This window comes from Alicycliphilus sp. T452 (assembly GCF_054512775.1).
On the sequence record NZ_JBTNEH010000006.1, the window covers coordinates 83065 to 100638 of the forward strand.

Below are 17574 nucleotides of genomic sequence, written 5' to 3' on the forward strand. Positions count from 1 at the left end.
TTTTCAGGGCGTCACAACGCATCCAGCGGGCTCAAGATGCCCCGCCCGCCTTTGTTGAGCACGTGCGTATAAATCATCGTCGTGCTCACGTCCGCGTGCCCCAGCAGTTCCTGCACCGTGCGAATGTCGTAGCCCGATTGCAGCAAATGCGTGGCAAACGAATGGCGCAACACATGCGGGCTGACGGGCTTATCGATCCGCGCCAGCCGGGCCGCCTCGCGCACCGCACGCTGCACCGACTCCGGGTACACATGGTGACGCCGCTCCGCCTGCAAGCCGGTGCGCGCATCCGGGCGCGGGTCGATGGAGCGCACCGGCGACGGAAAAACCCACTGCCACGCCCAGCTCCTGTCCGCGTCGGGGTACTTCACCGCCAGCGCATGCGGCAGATACACCCGCCCCAGGCCTGCGGCCAAGTCCCTTTCGTGCAGCACCCGCGCCCGCTCCAGCTGCGCCCGCAAAGGCGCTGTCAGGTTCTCCGGCAGTACCGTCACCCGGTCCTTGTTGCCCTTGCCCTCGCGCACGACGATCTCACGCCGCGCAAACTCCACATCCTTCACCCGCAACCGCAACGCCTCCATCAGCCGCATGCCTGTGCCATAGAGCAATTGCGCAATCAGCCCCGCCACGCCATTCGTATGCATCAGCACATCACGAACCTCGGTCGGCGTCAGCACCACCGGCAGGCGGCGGGGCCGCCTGGCCTGCACCACCTCATCGAGCCAAGGCAACTCCATACCCAGCACCTGCTTGTACAAATACAGAATCGCCGCCTTCGCCTGGTTCTGCGTGGAGGCCGACACCTGCCTGTCCACAGCCAAATGGCTCAAGAACGCCTCCACCTCCGCCGCGCCCATATCCTGCGGATGCCGCTTGCCGTGAAACAGAATGAAGCGCCGAGCCCAATCCACGTAAGCCTGCTCGGTGCGAATGCTGTAGTGCCGCGTGCGCAGATGGATGCGCAGGCGCTCCAGCAGCTTGGGCTGGTGCTGCGTATCGGCGGGAGCGCTGAATACGTTGTCCATCCGCAAAATTTTAGGTTTGCCTAAATGGATACATCTTGGTACTTTCCTGTACCTCGTGTAGCATGCACTCGTCTTATACGACGACTCCGAACCATCTCGACGTCGTCTAATTCTAGTTAGCCAAAGGAGATAGTGTGGTTAATAAACTATCAAAGGCACGTAGGAATGTGCTTATTCAATTGGAAAGCATTCTGGGCAATGAGTGCTACAACGCAAGTATTCAGAACTATGGACCAGGCGGTATCCGAGAAGCCGATGGTCGCGCTTTTCGTTACCCACTCATGGTTCGACTGAGTAACCAGGAAAAGCAGAAAATTCGAGATCACAGTGTGCCAGATGACGTCTCTGACGAGGCGCTCCGTAGTGGATATTACGCATTTGGTGCAAACCAACTCGACGTAATGACAGCCCTTGAAAGGATGCTGCGGTATCTTGAAAAGCATCATGGCTTGGTCATCAAATAGATGGCTAACAGTTCTTTCCAGCGGACTGCCTTCGGCAGCCGCTGAAATCCGGCGTTAGCCCACCATTGCAGCGGACCGGCTTTCACCCGGATGGCCATCAGCTCCCTATTGCTGATTCATAACGCTTGTCGCGCACCGCCTGCCGCGCCTTGTTTGCAAGCACTTGCCAGCATCCTATTGAGCGTGCCATGCTGCGCCCGCATGGGTTGGCCCACGCAACGATGCGCCAACCGCCGGAAAGCCCGGCCACGCATTTGGGCGCAGCAGCGCCCGGCAACCTTTCACCACTGTGCTGACAGGAGGCTCGAGATGACGGTTCAGATCACGGAGCATGACATTGCCACGCTGGCCCCCAGTGCCCGGTCGAGCTACCGCGAGGCGTTTGCCAATGCGCAGACGGTGCTGGATTTGTTCGGGATTTCCGATTCGCCGCTGCGCATGGCGCACTTCATGGCGCAGCTGCTGCACGAGTGCGGCGGGCTCACCATCCAGTTCGAGAACCTGAACTACAGCGCCGAGCGCCTGCCCAAGGTGTGGCCCAGCAGGTTCCGGCCCACGGGGCCGCTCGATCCTGCCGCCTATGCGCACAACCCGCAGAAACTGGCCAACGAGGTGTATGGCAGGCGCATGGGCAATACCGCGCCCAATGATGGATACACCTACCGCGGGCGCGGCCTGCTGCAGTTGACGGGCAAGGACAGCTACCGCGAGGCCACCCGGATACTGCGGAGCAGTTTTCCCGATGCGCCGGATTTCGTGCAGACGCCCGACGAGGTGATCAGCGCCGACTGGTGCGTGAAGGTCGCCGCGGCCGAGTGGCGGCAGAAGGGCTGCAACGAGAAGGCCGACGCCGACTCCATCACCCAGGTGACCAAGGCCATCAACGGCGGCCTGATCGGCCTGGCCGAGCGCAGGGAGTGGCTCAGGCGCACCAAGGCCGTGTGGCCTTGACGGGGCGGCGGGTCAGCTGCCCGCCACCTTCATGCGGTCGATGAGGATGGAGCCCACGGTCTTGGCGCCGTAGTTGTAGGCGTCGGCGCCCACGGCCACGATGCCGCGCAGCATGTCCTTGAGGTTGCCGGCGATGGTGATCTCGTGCACGGGGTAGGCGATCCGGCCATTCTCCACCCAGAAGCCGCTGGCGCCGCGCGAGTAGTCGCCCGTCACGTAGTTCACGCCCTGGCCCATGAGTTCGATGACGAACAGGCCCGTGCCCAGCTTGCGCAGCATGGCGTCCAGGTCGTCGCCCGGCCGGGTGAGGCGCGAGGACAGCAGCAGGTTGTGCGAGCCGCCCGCGTTGCCCGTGGTCTTCATGCCGAGCTTGCGCGCGGAATATGTGCTGAGGAAGTACCCCTGCACGCGCCCCGCTTCCACCACCTGGCGCGGCGCCACGCGCACGCCCTCCTCGTCGAACGGCGAGCTGCCCTTGCCGCCCGGGATGAAGGGGTCTTCGGCCAGGTCGATGTGATCGGCCAAGACCTGCTTGCCCAGCGAATCGACCAGGAAGCTGCTCTTGCGGTAGAGCGCGCCGCCGCTCACGGCCTGCACGAAGCCGCCCAGCAGGCCGGCGGCCAGGGGCGATTCGAACAGCACCGGGCATTCGGTGGTGGGAATCTTGCGGCTGCCCAGGCGGCTCAGGGCGCGCTCGGCGGCGTAGCGGCCCACGGCCTCGGGCGCGGCCAGATCGCGCGCGTCGCGCATCGAGGTGTACCAGGCGTCGCGCTGCATCTCGGCGTTGCGCCCGGGCAGCGAGGCTATCGGCGCCACCGAGATGCTGTGGCGCGAGCTGGCGTAGCCGCCGCGAAAGCCCCGCGTGTGGGCGCTGAAGAAGTGGCTTTGCTGCGCCGACACGCCCGCGCCCTCGCTGTTGGTGATGCGCCTGTGCGTCTTGAAGGCCGCGGCCTCGCACTGCAGCGCCAGCTGCGCGGCCTGTTCGCTGGTAATGGCCCAGGGGTGGAAGAGCTGCAGGTCGCGGTGGGTGTCCGGGGGGGCGATGTCGGCCTCGTCGGGCAGGCCGGCCACGGGGTCTTCGGCCGTGAAGCGGGCGATGTCGTAGGCGGCCTGCACGGTGCGCTCCACCGCGGCGGGCGAGAAGTCCGAGGTGCTGGCGTTGCCGCGCCGGTGGCCCAGGTACACCGTCACGCCCAGGGACTTGTCGCGGTTGCGCTCCACGGTCTCCAGCTCGCCCTTGCGCACGTTGACCGACAGGCCGCAGCCCTCGGATGCATCGGCCCCGGCGTCGCTGGCGCCCAGCTTCCTGGCGTGGGCCAGCGCGTGGTCTACCAGTCCTTCGAAGAATTCTCGGGTGTAGCTGAAGCCGCTTTCGGGCCGGGCTGCGTGCTGCGCCGGTGCGGCGCTCTTGGCGCGGGTGCTGGATGTGTTCATAGCGGCGGCTATGATACTTGCCGCCCGCGCCCCGGCGCGGTGTACGCCCTTGCAGCCACGCGGCTCCAGGGCCTGTTTCCGCCCCTGCCCCACCATGTCACGCAAACCCCAAAAAGGCTATTTTGTGAAGGGCCATTTCGTTGCCGAAGGCAGCGAGCTGGACCAGCAGCTCAAGGCCGAGCTCAAAGGCACGACCGGCGCCACCAAGACCGATCTCAAGCGCGAGATGGAGGCGCTGCAGGCGCTGGGCGCCGAGCTGCTCACGCTGCGCGCGGACCTGCTCGCACGCCTCGATCTGCCCGAAAAGCTGCAGGAGGCGCTGGCCGAGGCCCGGCGCATCACCAATTTCGAGGGCAAGCGCCGGCAGATGCAGTTCGTCGGCAAGCTCATGCGCAAGCTGGACGACGACACCGTGGCCGCCATCCACGCGGCGCTGGACGAGCAGCGCAGCGGCTCGGCGGCCGAGAAGCTGGCGCTGCACCAGGCCGAGCACTGGCGCGACCGCCTGATTGCCGGCGACGACGCCCTGCCCCTGTGGCTGCAGCAGTTTCCGGATACCGACACGCAGCAGATGCGCACGCTGATACGCCAGGCGCGCAAGGACGCGCCGCCCGAGGACAAGGCCGCCGTGTCGCAGGGCCTTGCGCCGCGCAAGGGCCGCGCGTACCGCGAGCTGTTCCAGCTGGTGCGCGAACACATGGCAAGCGCGCAGGCCCACAATGGAGCCTCTCCCGACACACACCACGAGGAGCCAAGGCCATGACGAACACCGTCCATGAGTATGCGCCGGTCAAGATCGGCATCGTCTCCATCAGCGACCGCGCCAGCAGCGGCGACTACGAGGACAAGGGCCTGCCCGCGCTGCACGACTGGCTCAAGCGCGCGCTGCACAACCCCATCAGCTTCGAGCCGCGGCTGATCCCCGACGACAAGGAGCGCATCGGCGCCACGCTCGTCGAGCTGGTGGATGCAGGCTGCTCGCTGGTGCTGACCACCGGCGGCACCGGCCCCGCCCCGCGCGACGTGACGCCCGAGGCCACGCTGGCCGTGGCCGACAAGGAGATGCCGGGCTTCGGCGAGCAGATGCGCCAGATCTCGCTCAGGTTCGTGCCCACGGCGATTTTGTCGCGCCAGGTGGCGGTGATCCGGGGCAACAGCCTGATCATCAACCTGCCGGGCCAGCCCAAGGCCATCGCCGAGACGCTGGAAGGCCTGAAGGACGCGGGCGGCACGCCGCTGGTGCCGGGCATCTTCGCCGCCGTGCCCTACTGCATCGACCTGATTGGCGGCCCCTACCTGGAGACGCGGCCCGAGGTCTGCAAGGCCTTCCGGCCCAAGACGGCCGTGCGCAGCCGCTGACATACCCGAGCTGGCGGCTGCGGCATGCGCCCGCGGCCGTACCCATGGCGTATGGTGGTGTTTTCCCGTGAAAGGAGCTCCCCATGACCGCCATGATGAAAGCCGCCGTTTTTGTGGACAAGGGCCGCATCGAGCTGGCCGACAAGCCCATTCCCGACGTGGGCCCCAACGATGCGCTGGTGCGCATCACCACCACCACCATCTGCGGCACGGACGTGCACATCCTCAAGGGCGAGTACCCCGTGGCCAAGGGCCTGACCGTGGGCCACGAGCCCGTGGGCGTGATCGAGAAACTCGGCAGCGCCGTGCAGGGCTACCAGGAGGGCCAGCGCGTGATCGCCGGCGCCATCTGCCCCAACTTCAACAGCTATGCCGCGCAGGACGGCGCGCCCTCGCAGGACGGCAGCTACCTGGCGGCGCGCGGCCTGTGCGGCTGCCATGGCTACAAGGCCACGGCGGGCTGGCGCTTCGGCAACCTGATCGACGGCACCCAGGCCGAATACGTGCTGGTGCCCGACGCGCAGGCCAACTTGGCGCCGATCCCCGACGGCCTCACCGACGAGCAGGTGCTGATGTGCCCGGACATCATGTCCACCGGCTTCAAGGGCGCGGAGAACGCCAACATCCGCATCGGCGACACCGTGGTGGTGTTCGCCCAGGGGCCCATCGGCCTGTGCGCCACGGCCGGCGCGCGCCTGCTGGGGGCCACGACCATCATCGCCGTGGACGGCAACGACCACCGCCTGGGCATTTCCAAGAAGCTGGGCGCCGACGTGACGCTGAACTTCCGCAACGTGGACGTGGTGGAAGAGGTGATGAAGCTCACGGGCGGCAAGGGCGCGGACAGCTCCATCGAGGCGCTGGGCACCCAGGCCACGTTCGCGCAGGCCATGAAGGTGCTGCGGCCCGGCGGCACGCTGTCCAGCCTGGGGGTGTATTCCGAGGACCTGTCCATTCCGCTGGCGCAGTTCGCCGCCGGCCTGGGCGACCACACCATCCGCACCGCGCTGTGCCCGGGCGGCAAGGAGCGCATGCGCCGCCTGATGAACGTGATCGCCGCCAACCGCCTGGACCTGGGCGTGCTGGTCACGCACCAGCGCAGGCTGGACGACATCGTGGAGGCCTACGACCTGTTCTCGCACCAGCGCGACGGGGTGCTCAAGATCGCCATCAAGCCGTGACGACCCGGGCGGGCCGCGCGGGCCCGCCGCACGTCACGCGGCGAAGCCGCGCAGCGCGCCCCACTCGGCCCAGGGCGCGCGCGTGGAGCGCAGCGCGTTGACGGGCGCTGCCTTGTCCTCGTAGCCCAGGGCCACGCCGCAGGCCACGTGGTAGGGCTCCGGCAGGGCCAGTTGGCGCTGCAGCGTGCCGGCGTAGCGGCGCCAGAAGCCCTGGGCGCAGGTGGCCAGGCCATGGTGCACGGCCAGCAGCATCAGGGACTGCAGGTAGATGCCCAGGTCCGCCCACTGCGGCAGGCCCATGCGCTCGTCCACGCACACGAAGATGCCCACGGGGGCGCCGAAGAATTCGGCGTTCCTGGCCAGCTGCTCCAGGCGCGCGGCCTTGTCCTCGCGCGGAATGCCGATGGCGCGGTACATGTCCTCGCCATTGGCGAAGCGGCGCGTGCGGTAGGGCTCCCACAGGCTGGGCGGGTAGGACTGGCTGGCGGTGCCGTCCTCCGGCTGCGCCCCGGAAACGGCGGCCAGCACCTGCCGCAAGGGCTCTCCGGTCAGCGCCAGCACGCGCCAGGGCTGCAGGTTGCCGCCCGACGCGGCCTGGGCCGCCTCGTGCAGCAGGGTCTGCACCAGCGCGGCGGGCGGCACGTCGGGCAAAAAGGCGCGCACCGAGCGGCGCTCGCGCAGGGCTTGGGTCACATCCATGGCGGTCTCCCTTCTTCAAGAAAATGGCAAGGCAGCCGGCACGCACCACGCGCACGGCAGCGCCTTGGCGGCGGCTATTTGCCGATGATGTCGTTGAGCCTGGCGGCCGGGAACTGCTCGCTCAAGGCGGCGTCGCCGGGCACGCAGTCCTTGCCCTGCGGCGTGGACTGCGAGAGTTTTTCTATGGCCTGCCACAGCAGCGTGATCTGGTGCTCCTGCGCGCCCGCGCTGTCGATCAGGCCGCGCATGGCCTGGGTCAGCGGGTCGTCCTGCTGCGCGGTCACGCCATAGGCGCTGAAGGTGGTTTCCTCGGGCTTGTGCGGTTCGGTCACGTCGGCGCTGTGCCCGTCCCTGGAGGGGATGATGCGCGCCGGTATGCCCACGGCCGTGGCGCCCGCGGGCACGGGCTTGATGACCACGGCGTTGCTGCCTATTTTTGCCCCGTCGCCCACCTCGAAGCCGCCCAGCACCTTGGCCCCCGCGGCCACCACCACGTCGCGGCCCAGCGTGGGGTGGCGCTTGGCGCCCTTGTACAGCGAGGTGCCGCCCAGCGTCACGCCGTGGTAGATGGTGCAGCCGTCGCCCACCACGGCAGTCTCGCCGATGACGACGCCCATGCCGTGGTCGATGAAGACGCGCTCGCCTATGACCGCGCCCGGGTGGATCTCTATGCCCGTGAACCAGCGCGCCACATGCGAGATGAAGCGCCCCAGCCACTTCAGGCCGTGCATCCAGCACCAGTGCGCGGGCAGGTGCAGCCAGATGGCATGCAGGCCCGGGTAGCAGGTGACCACCTCGAAGCGGCTGCGCGCGGCCGGGTCGCGGTCGAGGATGCACTGGACGTCGGATCGCAGGCGGGCAAGCATGGAAGGGCAATGGGTGTGGCGGAAAAAGGCTTCGCAGTCTAGCGGTTTGGCCTGGCCGCCTGGAGCATGGACTTGGCGACACCGCGCAGGATGTGGATTTCCTCCTGCGTCAGCTGCGCGCGGTTGAAGAGCTGGTTCAGGCGCGGCATGAGCTTCTTCGGCGCGGCCGGGTCCAGGAAGCCGATGGCGGCGAGCGCCTGCTCCCAGTGCGCCAGCATGCCCGCCACCTGCGCGGCGTCGGCGCGCTCGCCCTGGGGCGCGGATTCGGGCACCCCGAAGCCGCCCAGCGCCTGGCGCCATTCGTAGGCGATGACCTGCACGGCCGCGCCCAGGTTGAGCGAGCCGAACCCGGGGTTGGTGGGAATGGAGAGCGCCACGTGGCAGCGGTAGACGTCCTCGTTGGCCATGCCGAAGCGCTCGGAGCCGAACAGGAAGGCCACGCCTGTCTCGGGCGCATGGATCATGGCCGAATCGGCCTCCAGCGCCCGCCCATCAAGCGCTGGCAGCTCGTTTTTCAGTAGCAGATCGAAATGCGCACGCGGCGTGCGCGTGGGCGGGCCGAAGTCGCGCGGCGTCATGGCCGTGGCGCACAGGTGGCTGATTCCGTCCAGGGCTTCATCGAGCGTGGCGACGATGCGCGCGTTCTCCAGCACGTCCAGCGCGCCGCTCGCGCGCTGGATGGTTTCCTCCTTGCGCAGCACGTTGGGCCAGCGCGGCGCCACCAGCACCAGGTCGTCGAAATCCATGGTCTTCATGGCGCGCGCGGCGGCGCCCACGTTGCCGGCATGGCTGGTCTGGATGAGGATGAAGCGGGTTTTCATGAGGGCAAGGGCACCGTGGGCCGCGGCATGCGGGCAGCCCGCGATTGTCGCCGCAAGCGCGCCGGCCGGCTAAAATGCGCGTTTTGCGCCCGCATCGCCGGCTCGCGCGTTCCGGCCACGAGCCGCCCCCGCTCCTTAGTCACAACCTATGTCGTCCAATCTGCACCCCATGCTCAACGTGGCCATCAAGGCCGCCCGCGCCGCCGGCGCCATCATCAACCGCGCGGCCCTCGACGTGGAGGCGGTGCGCATCTCGCAAAAGCAGATCAACGACTTCGTGACCGAGGTGGACCATGCGGCGGAGCAGGCCATCATCGAGACCCTGCTCACCGCCTACCCCGGCCACGGCATCCTGGCCGAGGAATCGGGCTCGCAGCACGGCTCCAAGCATTCCGAGTACGTCTGGATCATCGATCCGCTGGACGGCACGACCAACTTCATCCACGGCTTTCCCGTCTATTGCGTGAGCATCGCGCTGGCCGTCAAGGGCAAGGTGGAGCACGCAGTGGTCTACGACCCCACGCGCAACGACCTGTTCACAACCACGCGCGGGCGCGGCGCCTTCCTGAACGAGCGGCGCATCCGCGTCTCCAAGCGCACGCGCCTGGGCGACTGCCTGATCTCCACGGGCTTTCCGTTCCGCCCGGGCGACAACTTCAAGCAATACATGGCCATGATGGCCGAACTGATGCCGCGCACCGCCGGCCTGCGCCGCCCCGGCGCCGCCGCGCTGGACCTGGCCTACGTGGCCGCGGGCTACAGCGACGGCTTCTTCGAGTCCGGCCTGTCGATCTGGGACGTGGCCGCCGGCAGCCTGCTGGTGACCGAGGCCGGCGGCCTGGTGGGCAACTTCACGGGCGAGGCCGACTTCCTGGAGCAGCGCGAATGCCTGGCCGGCGCCCCCCGCATCTACGGCCAGCTGGTGGGCCTGCTGGGCAAGTACAGCAAGTTCGCCAGCGCCGGCGACAAGGCCGCCGTGCGCCAGGCGCTGGCGAACGGCGCGGACGGCGCCGCCGACGGCCCGGCAGCAGAAGCCGAGACTGACGCCACCACGCACCCGGACAGCGCGGCCGAGGACACGCAGACCCGGCCGAGCGCCGCCCCCTGAACCGCACTACCAGAACCATAGCTGCCAGCGCTTGCCCGGAAAGCGCTGGTGGCCGTTTTTCCATATAGGCCGATACCCGGCCCCGGCGCGTGGCGCACGCCGCCCGGCAGCCCCTGGCATCACCAAATTTAATAGCATCGAAGCGGTACAAACCCGGGCATGCCGCCGCCCAAGCTTTCCTGCACCGTCCTCTGCAACTCCGTAGAATGCGGCCCTTGTAAGAACGTGTATACGCGCTCGGCTCCCGTCGAGGCGGCGCCCCCGTTCTGCGACCGGATCTGGCGCACGCCCACCCCGCATGCGGCCAGAGCCGCGTGCCCCGCCCTCATCCTGGAGACACCATGCAGGCCTTACTCGCCCTATCGCGGGCCATCGACAAACTCAACGCCTTCGTCGGCAAATACTGCATCTGGCTGATTTTTGCGGCCACGGCCATCAGCGCCATCAACGCCATCGTCCGCAAGGCCTTCAACTACAGTTCCAACGGCTTCCTGGAAGTGCAGTGGTACCTGTTCGCCTGGTCCTTCCTGATCGCCGCCGGCTACACCCTGCTGCACCGCGAGCATGTGCGCATCGACGTGCTCAACAGCCGGCTGCCCAAGAAGGCGCAGCTGTGGATAGAAATCCTGGGGTTCGTCTTCTTCCTGACCCCCATCTGCCTCCTGGTGCTGTGGCTGAGCATTCCCATGCTGGGCGAGAAGTTCGCGTCGGGCGAAATGTCGCCCAACCCCGGCGGGCTGGTCCGCTGGCCGGTGTGGGCCGCCCTGCCCGTGGGCTTCGTGCTGCTGCTGCTGCAGGGCTGGTCCGAGCTGATCAAGTGCATCGCCTTCCTCAAGGGCCAGGGGCCGGACCCGATGGTCAAGCACGGCGAGAAGACGGCCGAGGAGGAACTCGCCGAGGTCCTGCGCCAGCAGGCCGCCGCTGCCGCATCCGCCCCCCACGCCCACTGAACGAGAGCGATCTAGATCATGGAGTTCATCGCCGCCAATTTCGCCCCGCTCATGTTCGGGGGACTGCTGTGCTTTCTGATTCTGGGCTTTCCCGTGGCCTTCAGCCTGGGGGCCTGCGGACTGTTCTTCGGCCTGCTCGGCATCGAGCTGGGCGTCTTTCCCGCCTCCATCCTGGCCTGGCTGCCGCAGCGCCTGATCGGCATCATGGCCAACGAGACGCTGCTGGCCGTTCCCTTCTTCACGCTCATGGGCCTGATACTGGAGCGCAGCGGCATGGCCGAGGACCTGCTCGACTCCGTGGGCCAGGTGTTCGGCCCTCTGCGCGGCGGCCTCGCGCTGGCCGTGATCCTCGTCGGCGCCATGCTGGCGGCCACCACGGGCGTGGTCGCCGCGTCGGTGATCTCCATGGGCCTGATCTCGCTGCCCATCATGCTGCGCTACGGCTATGACCGCAGCCTGGCCAGCGGCGTGATCGCCGCGTCGGGCACGCTGGCGCAGATCATTCCGCCGTCGCTGGTGCTGATCGTGCTGGCCGACCAGCTCGGCAAAAGCGTGGGCGACATGTACAAGGGCGCCTTCGTGCCCGGCTTCGCGCTGGTGGGCCTGTACGTGCTGTGGGTGGTCGCGCTGGCCATCTTCAAGCCCAAGATGGCGCCGGCGCTGCCGCCCGAGGCGCGCACCCTGCGCGAGCCCAACGGCAGTGCGGGCTACACCTCGCTGGCCCTGCTGGTCCTGCTGTCCACCGTGGTGGCCGTGGTGCTGGCGCAGAACATGGAGGCCGTGCACACCTGGTGGCAGGGCGAGCTGGTGGAGTTCGTGCCCACGGACGAGAAGATCGTCGTCGCCATGTGCGGCGGCACCTTCGTGGCCTGGCTGATCGCCCTGGCCAACCGCGTCACCCGCCTGGGCCTGCTGTCCAGGCTGGCCGAGCGCGTGACCTTCGTGCTGATCCCGCCGCTGCTGCTGATCTTCCTGGTGCTGGGCACCATCTTCCTGGGCGTGGCCACCCCCACCGAGGGCGGCGCCATGGGCGCCATGGGCGCCATCGTCATGGCGGCGTCGCGCGGGCGCCTCAACATGTCGCTGTTCAAGCAGGCGCTGGCCACGACGACCAAGCTGTCGTCCTTCGTCATGTTCATCCTGATCGGCGCCACCTTCTTCAGCATGGTGTTCCAGGCCGCCGACGGCCCGGTGTGGGTGGAGCACCTGCTGGCGCAGCTGCCCGGCGGCCAGGTGGGCTTCCTGGTGTTCGTGAACGTCATGATCTTCGTGCTGGCGTTCTTCCTGGACTTCTTCGAGCTGTCCTTCATCGTGGTGCCGCTGCTCGCGCCCATCGCCGACAAGATGGGCATCGACCTGGTCTGGTTCGGCGTGCTGCTGGCGGTCAACATGCAGACCTCGTTCATGCACCCGCCCTTCGGCTTCGCGCTGTTCTTCCTGCGCTCGGTCGCGCCCGAAAAGCCCTACGTGGACCATGTCACGGGCAAGACCATCGCGCCGGTGACGACGATGCAGATCTACAAGGGCGCGATTCCCTTCCTGATCCTGCAGCTGACCATGGTGGCCATCCTGATCGCCTTCCCCGGCCTGGTGACGAGCCAGCTGGACAAGAAGGTGGACGTGGACATGAACGCCGTGGGCTCGCAGATGCTGGAGAACCTGAACCAGCAGGAGCTGAACTCCGGCGAACCCGACGCCGAGGGCAGCGAAGAGAACAAGGGCGATACCGACGCCACCCCCGTGCCGGGCCTGGAGCCGCCCGCGAGCGATGCCGCCGCAGAACCCTCCTCCGAGGCCGACGACCCGGTCAAGGCCCTGCAGGAAGCGGCAGGCAAGCGCTGACCGGCCGCGGCCGGAGCCGCCCAGCCAACGGCGACGCCCGGTGCACCGCATCGGGCGTTTGCATTTTCGGCAACGCCTGTTGTGGATGCGCGCCGGCTGCGCGACCATCAGGGCATGTTCAACGGTCGACAGGGAAATGGCGCACACCGGTAAAGGCAGCAGGCAGGGGGCGGCACGGGCGCTGGAGCCGTTCACGCCGGCCACGCGCGCCTGGTTCGCGTCGGCCTTCGGCGCGCCCACGCCCGTGCAGGAGGCCGCGTGGGACGTGATCCGCGGCGGCGAATGCGCGCTGGTCATCGCCCCGACGGGCTCCGGCAAGACGCTCGCGGCGTTCCTGCACGCCATAGACCGGCTGTTCGCGGAGAAGGACGGGGCCGCGGCCGATGCCGCGGGCGCGCCCGGGGCGGCCACCCGCGTGCTCTACATCTCGCCCATCAAGGCGCTGGGCGCCGACGTGCAGCGCAACCTGCGCCTGCCGCTCGACGGCGTGGGCGCGCAGCGCGCGCGCTGCGAGGACCCGGCCGTGGAGATCACGGTGGGCATGCGCACGGGCGACACCCCCAGCGCGCAGCGCGCGGCGCTCCTGCGCAGGCCGCCCGACATCCTGATCACCACGCCCGAATCGCTCTACCTCATGCTCACGTCGAAGGCGCGCGAGACGCTGCGCGGCGTGCGCACGGTCATCGTCGACGAGGTGCACGCGGTCGCGGGCACCAAGCGCGGGTCGCACATGGCGCTGAGCCTGGAGCGGCTCGACGCCCTGCTCGATCGCCCGGCCCAGCGCGTGGGCCTCTCCGCCACCGTGCGGCCCGTGGACCGCGTGGCGGCCTTTCTGGGCGGGGCGCGGCCGACCACCGTGGTGAACCCGCCGGCCGGCCGCAGGCTGGAACTCAGGATCGTGGTGCCGGTGCGGGACATGGCGGACATCCCGGCGCGCGACGAGTCCGGCACCGCGGGATCGATCTGGCCGCACGTGGAAGCCAGCATCCTGGAGCAGGTGCTCTCGCGCCGCTCGACCATCGTGTTCGCCAACTCCCGCGGCGCCGCGGAGAAGCTGACGGCGCGGCTGAACGCGCTGTACGCCGAGCGCATGCAGATCCCGCGGCAGGACGGCGCCCCCGCGGCGGAGCAGTACCCGTCCTCCAGCGGCGGCACGGGCAGCCGGACGGACGGCGCCCCGCCCCTGATCGCGCGCTCGCACCACGGCTCGGTCTCCAAGGAGCAGCGCAGCGACATCGAGGACGCGCTCAAGTCCGGGGCGCTGCGGTGCGTGGTGGCCACCTCCAGCCTGGAGCTGGGCATCGACATGGGCCTGGTGGACCTGGTGATCCAGGTGGCCGCGCCGCCCTCGGTCGCGAGCGCCCTGCAGCGCGTGGGGCGTGCGGGGCACCAGGTGGGCGGTACGTCCCGCGGCCTGGTCTACCCGCGCACGCGGCGCGAGCTGGTCGATGCCGCCGTGACCGTGCGCCGCATGCTGGCGGGAGAGCTCGAAGCCATCGAGCCGCCCCGCAACCCGCTCGACGTGCTGGCGCAGCAGACCGTGGCGGCCGTCGCGATGGACGCCATGCACGTGGACGACTGGTACGCCCTCGTGCGCAGGGCCGACCCGTTCCGCGCGCTGCCGCGCAGCGCGTTCGATGCCACGCTGGACATGCTGGCCGGGCGCTACCCGTCCGACGAGTTCGCCGAGTTCCGCCCGCGCCTCGTCTGGGACCGGATCGGCGGGCAGCTCGGCGCGCGCCCGGGCGCGAAGAGCCTGGCCGTCGTCAGCGGCGGCACCATTCCCGACCGCGGCATGTTCACCGTCATGCTGCCCGAGGGCGAGGAAAAGGCGGGCGCGCGCCGCGTGGGCGAGCTGGACGAGGAGATGGTCTACGAATCCCGCGTGAACGACATCATCACCCTGGGCGCGACCTCCTGGCGCATCCAGCAGATCACGCACGACCAGGTGATCGTCGTTCCCGCGCCCGGCCGGTCCGCGCGGCTTCCGTTCTGGCGCGGCGAGGGGCTGGGACGCCCCGTGGAGCTGGGCGAGGCCATCGGCGCATTCCTGCGCGAGGTGGATGCCGCGCCCCGCGACGCCCATGCCGCGCTGGAGGCCGCGGGCCTGGACGCCAACGCCATCGCCAACATCCTCCGGCTCGCCGCGCAGCAGCGCGAGGCCACCGGCGCGTTGCCTACCGACCGCACCCTGGTCATCGAGCGCTGCCGCGACGAGGGCGGGGACTGGCGCGTCATGCTGCATTCGCCCTACGGCCAGCGCGTGCACGCCCCCTGGGCGCTGGCCATCGCGCAGCGCATCCGCCAGCGCCTGAACGTGGACCCGTCCGTGGTGGCGGGCGACGACGGCATCATCGCGCGCATCCCGGACATGGAGGGGCGCACGCCCGGCGCGGAGCTTTTCCTCTTCGACGCCGAGGCCGTGCAGCGCATCGTGGCCGAGGCCGTGGGGACCTCGTCCCTGTTCGCCGCGCGCTTTCGCGAGTGCGCCGCGCGCGCGCTGCTGCTGCCCAGGCGCAGCCCGGGCAAGCGCTCGCCGCTGTGGCAGCAGCGCCTGCGCGCGGGGCAGCTGCTGGAGATCGCGCGCGGGTATCCCGACTTCCCCATCCTCATCGAAACGGCGCGGGAATGCCTGCAGGACGTCTACGACCTGCCGGCCCTGGGCGCGCTCATGCGGCGGCTCGCGGACGGCGGCATCCGCATGCTGGAAGTCACCACGGAAGTCCCCTCCCCCTTCGCCGCGGACCTGCTTTTCGGCTACGTGGCCGAGTTCATGTACGAGGGCGACGCGCCGCTGGCGGAGCGGCGCGCCTCGGTGCTCTCGCTCGACAGCGGCCTGCTCGCGGACCTGCTGGGCCAGGTGGACATGGGCGAGATCCTCGACCCCGTCGTGGTGGAGCAGATGGGCCTGGAACTGCAGCGCATCGCAGCGCAGCGCAGGGCATCCGGCATGGAAGGGGTGGCGGACCTGCTGCGCGAGCTCGGCCCGCTCGCGCCGGACGCCATCGTGCAAAGAACGGCGCAGCAGGACCCGGCCGCCGTGGCGGCATGGCTGGGCGGGCTCGAAGCGGCGCACCGCGCCATGCGCGCCACGGTGGCGGGCGAAGAGCGCTGGGCGGCCATCGAGGACGCGGCGCGGCTTCGCGACGCGCTGGGCGCCCGGCTGCCCGCGGGCGTCCCGAAGGCGTTCCGCGAGCCCGTGCCCGATCCGCTGCGGGACCTCGTCGCCCGGTATGCGCGCACCCACGGGCCCTTCACCACGGGCGAGGTGGCGCGGCATTTCGGGCTGGGCGCCGCCGTGGCCGACGAGGCGCTCGAACGGCTGCAGGCCCAGGGCAAGGTGCTCAAGGGCAGCTTCGGCGTGGAGCGCCACCTGCGCGCGCAGGATGCGCACAGGCTTGCGCAAGGCCCCGCCGCGCGGCACGAATGGGTGGCCGAGGACGTGCTGCGCCGCCTGCGCCAGCGCTCGCTGCAGGCGGCGCGGGAGGCCGCGAAGCCCGCCGCGCAGCACGCCTACGTCCAGCTCGTGCTGGAGCGGCAGGCATTGGTGCCGGAGCTGACGGCCCGCGCGGCGAACGACGCGCCGCCCTTCGCGCAAGGGACGCTGGAGGGCACCGCCGGCGTGGCGCGCGTGCTGGAGCAGCTGGCGGGGCTGCCGCTGCCGGCGTCGCAATGGGAGGGCCTGGTCCTGCCGGCGCGCGTGCGCGACTACCGGCCCTTCATGCTGGACGAGCTGCTGGCATCCGGCGAGGCGGTCTGGGCCGGCCATGGCGCGGCGGGCGATGGCGACGGCCTGGTGTCGCTGCACCTGAGCGAGATGGCGGCCGACACGCTGGCCCCGCAGCCGGAGGCGGGCGGCGATGCGCCCACCGGGCTGCGGCAGGCCATTCTCGACGTGCTGGGGCGCGGCGGCGCCTTCCTCGCGCGCCAGATCGCCCAGCATGTGGACGCCGATCCCGCGCAGCTGCATGCCGCGCTCTGGCAGCTGGCCTGGGGCGGCTACGTCACCAGCGACGGCTGGCAGCCCTTGCGCGCGTCGACGTCCCCGCACGGATCGCGCCGCGCCGAGACCGTGCGCCTGCAGCGCCGCTCGTGGCGCATGCGGGGCCGGCCGCAGCCGCCGGATGCGCCGGAACATGCGGGCCATTCGGGCATTGCGCTGGGAGACCCCACGCTCGCGGGCCGCTGGTCCCTCGTGCAGCGCCCTGCATCCAGCGATACCGGGCGCGCCTTCGCGCTGGCCGAGGGCCTGCTCGACCGCCACGGCATCGTCACGCGCTCCGCCGTCATGGCGGAGAACGTGCCGGGCGGGCTGCCGGCATTGCGGCCCGTGCTGCGCGCCATGGAGGACGCGGGCCGCGTGCTGCGGGGCAGGTTCGTGGACGGCCTGGGCGCGGCCCAGTTCGCCGACAAGGCGGCCATCGAGCGGCTGCGCGAGCTGACGCAGCTGCAGGCGGCTCAGCCGCTGGCCGTCGCGCTTTCGGTGCTGGACCCGGCCAACCCGTTCGGCGCGGCCCTCGCCTGGCCCGCGCACCGCCTGGGCATACGCCCCCAGCGGCGCAGCGGCGGCATCGTCGTGCTCTGCGGCGGCAGGCTGGCGCTCTACCTCACGCCGGGCAGGCGCCAGCTGCTGACCTGGCTGGACGCCGAGCGCGCGGACGAGCGCACGGCGCTCGCGCATGCGCTGCAGGCGCTGGTCCACGCGCTGGGGCGCGAGAAGCGCGGCCGCTTCACCATCGAGACCGTCGACGAACAGCCGGTCGGCAGGCACCCGCTGCTCGGGCTGCTGCGCGAGGCGGGTTTTTCCCGCGTGCCCAAGGGGCTCAGCTGGTACGGGTGACTTGCGCGGAAACGAAAAACCGCGGCCGGGGCCG

At 69.7% G+C, this 17574-nt stretch carries 13 protein-coding genes; 8 read left to right on the forward strand and 5 right to left on the reverse strand.

Features of this window, described 5'->3' with window-relative positions; all coding sequences use genetic code 11:
• Nucleotides 1-11: 11 nt before the first annotated feature.
• Nucleotides 12-1025 (reverse strand): integron integrase, encoded by a 1014-nt coding sequence (locus tag ACX12L_RS07310; RefSeq protein WP_459262009.1) that lies wholly within the window; start codon nucleotides 1023-1025, stop codon nucleotides 12-14.
• Between the two features lie 773 nt (nucleotides 1026-1798).
• On the opposite strand from ACX12L_RS07310, the gene ACX12L_RS07315 reads away from it, so the two are divergent.
• On the forward strand, nucleotides 1799-2440 hold the full coding sequence (locus ACX12L_RS07315) for a glycoside hydrolase family 19 protein (RefSeq protein ID WP_459262010.1): 642 nt from the start codon (nucleotides 1799-1801) through the stop codon (nucleotides 2438-2440).
• 12 nt (nucleotides 2441-2452) lie between these two features.
• On the opposite strand, the gene pmbA is transcribed toward ACX12L_RS07315, so the two are convergent.
• Complete coding sequence (gene pmbA / locus ACX12L_RS07320; RefSeq protein WP_459262011.1) at nucleotides 2453-3874, reverse strand: metalloprotease PmbA; 1422 nt, start codon at nucleotides 3872-3874, stop codon at nucleotides 2453-2455.
• Between the two features lie 94 nt (nucleotides 3875-3968).
• On the opposite strand from pmbA, the gene yjgA reads away from it, so the two are divergent.
• The 3 genes from yjgA (at nucleotide 3969) to ACX12L_RS07335 (ending at nucleotide 6414) form a co-directional block, all read left to right on the forward strand.
• Nucleotides 3969-4637, forward strand: coding sequence for a ribosome biogenesis factor YjgA (gene yjgA, locus ACX12L_RS07325; RefSeq protein WP_459262012.1), 669 nt, complete (start codon nucleotides 3969-3971; stop codon nucleotides 4635-4637).
• Nucleotides 4634-5233, forward strand: coding sequence for a molybdopterin adenylyltransferase (gene mog, locus ACX12L_RS07330; RefSeq protein WP_459262013.1), 600 nt, complete (start codon nucleotides 4634-4636; stop codon nucleotides 5231-5233). The genes yjgA and mog overlap by 4 nt, the downstream gene beginning before the upstream one ends.
• A gap of 83 nt (nucleotides 5234-5316) precedes the next feature.
• Nucleotides 5317-6414 carry an NAD(P)-dependent alcohol dehydrogenase gene (locus ACX12L_RS07335; RefSeq protein WP_459262014.1) on the forward strand — a complete coding sequence of 366 codons (1098 nt, stop codon included), beginning with the start codon at nucleotides 5317-5319 and terminating at the stop codon, nucleotides 6412-6414.
• 33 nt (nucleotides 6415-6447) lie between these two features.
• Here the strand turns inward: ACX12L_RS07335 and ACX12L_RS07340 are convergent, their stop codons facing one another.
• From ACX12L_RS07340 to ACX12L_RS07350, 3 genes are all read right to left on the reverse strand, one after another.
• On the reverse strand, nucleotides 6448-7113 hold the full coding sequence (locus tag ACX12L_RS07340) for a nitroreductase (protein ID WP_459262015.1): 666 nt from the start codon (nucleotides 7111-7113) through the stop codon (nucleotides 6448-6450).
• A gap of 74 nt (nucleotides 7114-7187) precedes the next feature.
• On the reverse strand, nucleotides 7188-7979 hold the full coding sequence (gene cysE, locus ACX12L_RS07345) for a serine O-acetyltransferase (RefSeq protein WP_459262016.1): 792 nt from the start codon (nucleotides 7977-7979) through the stop codon (nucleotides 7188-7190).
• A 38-nt stretch (nucleotides 7980-8017) separates the two neighbouring features.
• Nucleotides 8018-8800, reverse strand: coding sequence for an RNA methyltransferase (locus tag ACX12L_RS07350; RefSeq protein WP_459262017.1), 783 nt, complete (start codon nucleotides 8798-8800; stop codon nucleotides 8018-8020).
• Between the two features lie 148 nt (nucleotides 8801-8948).
• Between ACX12L_RS07350 and ACX12L_RS07355 the strand changes: the two genes are divergently transcribed.
• The 4 genes from ACX12L_RS07355 (at nucleotide 8949) to ACX12L_RS07370 (ending at nucleotide 17540) form a co-directional block, all read left to right on the forward strand.
• Complete coding sequence (locus ACX12L_RS07355; RefSeq protein ID WP_459262018.1) at nucleotides 8949-9908, forward strand: inositol monophosphatase family protein; 960 nt, start codon at nucleotides 8949-8951, stop codon at nucleotides 9906-9908.
• A gap of 341 nt (nucleotides 9909-10249) precedes the next feature.
• Entirely contained in the window at nucleotides 10250-10858 is a 609-nt protein-coding gene (locus ACX12L_RS07360) for a TRAP transporter small permease subunit (protein ID WP_459262019.1), read from the forward strand.
• An 18-nt stretch (nucleotides 10859-10876) separates the two neighbouring features.
• Nucleotides 10877-12700, forward strand: coding sequence for a TRAP transporter large permease (locus ACX12L_RS07365; protein WP_459262020.1), 1824 nt, complete (start codon nucleotides 10877-10879; stop codon nucleotides 12698-12700).
• Nucleotides 12701-12836: 136 nt separating this feature from the next.
• Nucleotides 12837-17540 carry an ATP-dependent helicase gene (locus ACX12L_RS07370; RefSeq protein ID WP_459262021.1) on the forward strand — a complete coding sequence of 1568 codons (4704 nt, stop codon included), beginning with the start codon at nucleotides 12837-12839 and terminating at the stop codon, nucleotides 17538-17540.
• Nucleotides 17541-17574: the final 34 nt, after the last annotated feature.

Excerpts from the sequence above, each read along its gene's own strand:
- pmbA (WP_459262011.1), bottom strand. The coding sequence starts at position 3,874 with ATGAACACATCCAGCACCCGCGCCAAGAGCGCCGCACCGGCGCAGCAC.
- cysE (WP_459262016.1), bottom strand. The coding sequence starts at position 7,979 with ATGCTTGCCCGCCTGCGATCCGACGTCCAGTGCATCCTCGACCGCGAC.
- ACX12L_RS07310 (WP_459262009.1), bottom strand. The coding sequence starts at position 1,025 with ATGGACAACGTATTCAGCGCTCCCGCCGATACGCAGCACCAGCCCAAG.
- ACX12L_RS07340 (WP_459262015.1), bottom strand. The coding sequence starts at position 7,113 with ATGGATGTGACCCAAGCCCTGCGCGAGCGCCGCTCGGTGCGCGCCTTT.
- ACX12L_RS07315 (WP_459262010.1), top strand. The coding sequence starts at position 1,799 with ATGACGGTTCAGATCACGGAGCATGACATTGCCACGCTGGCCCCCAGT.
- mog (WP_459262013.1), top strand. The coding sequence starts at position 4,634 with ATGACGAACACCGTCCATGAGTATGCGCCGGTCAAGATCGGCATCGTC.
- ACX12L_RS07355 (WP_459262018.1), top strand. The coding sequence starts at position 8,949 with ATGTCGTCCAATCTGCACCCCATGCTCAACGTGGCCATCAAGGCCGCC.
- ACX12L_RS07350 (WP_459262017.1), bottom strand. The coding sequence starts at position 8,800 with ATGAAAACCCGCTTCATCCTCATCCAGACCAGCCATGCCGGCAACGTG.
- ACX12L_RS07365 (WP_459262020.1), top strand. The coding sequence starts at position 10,877 with ATGGAGTTCATCGCCGCCAATTTCGCCCCGCTCATGTTCGGGGGACTG.
- ACX12L_RS07335 (WP_459262014.1), top strand. The coding sequence starts at position 5,317 with ATGACCGCCATGATGAAAGCCGCCGTTTTTGTGGACAAGGGCCGCATC.
- ACX12L_RS07360 (WP_459262019.1), top strand. The coding sequence starts at position 10,250 with ATGCAGGCCTTACTCGCCCTATCGCGGGCCATCGACAAACTCAACGCC.
- yjgA (WP_459262012.1), top strand. The coding sequence starts at position 3,969 with ATGTCACGCAAACCCCAAAAAGGCTATTTTGTGAAGGGCCATTTCGTT.
- ACX12L_RS07370 (WP_459262021.1), top strand. The coding sequence starts at position 12,837 with ATGGCGCACACCGGTAAAGGCAGCAGGCAGGGGGCGGCACGGGCGCTG.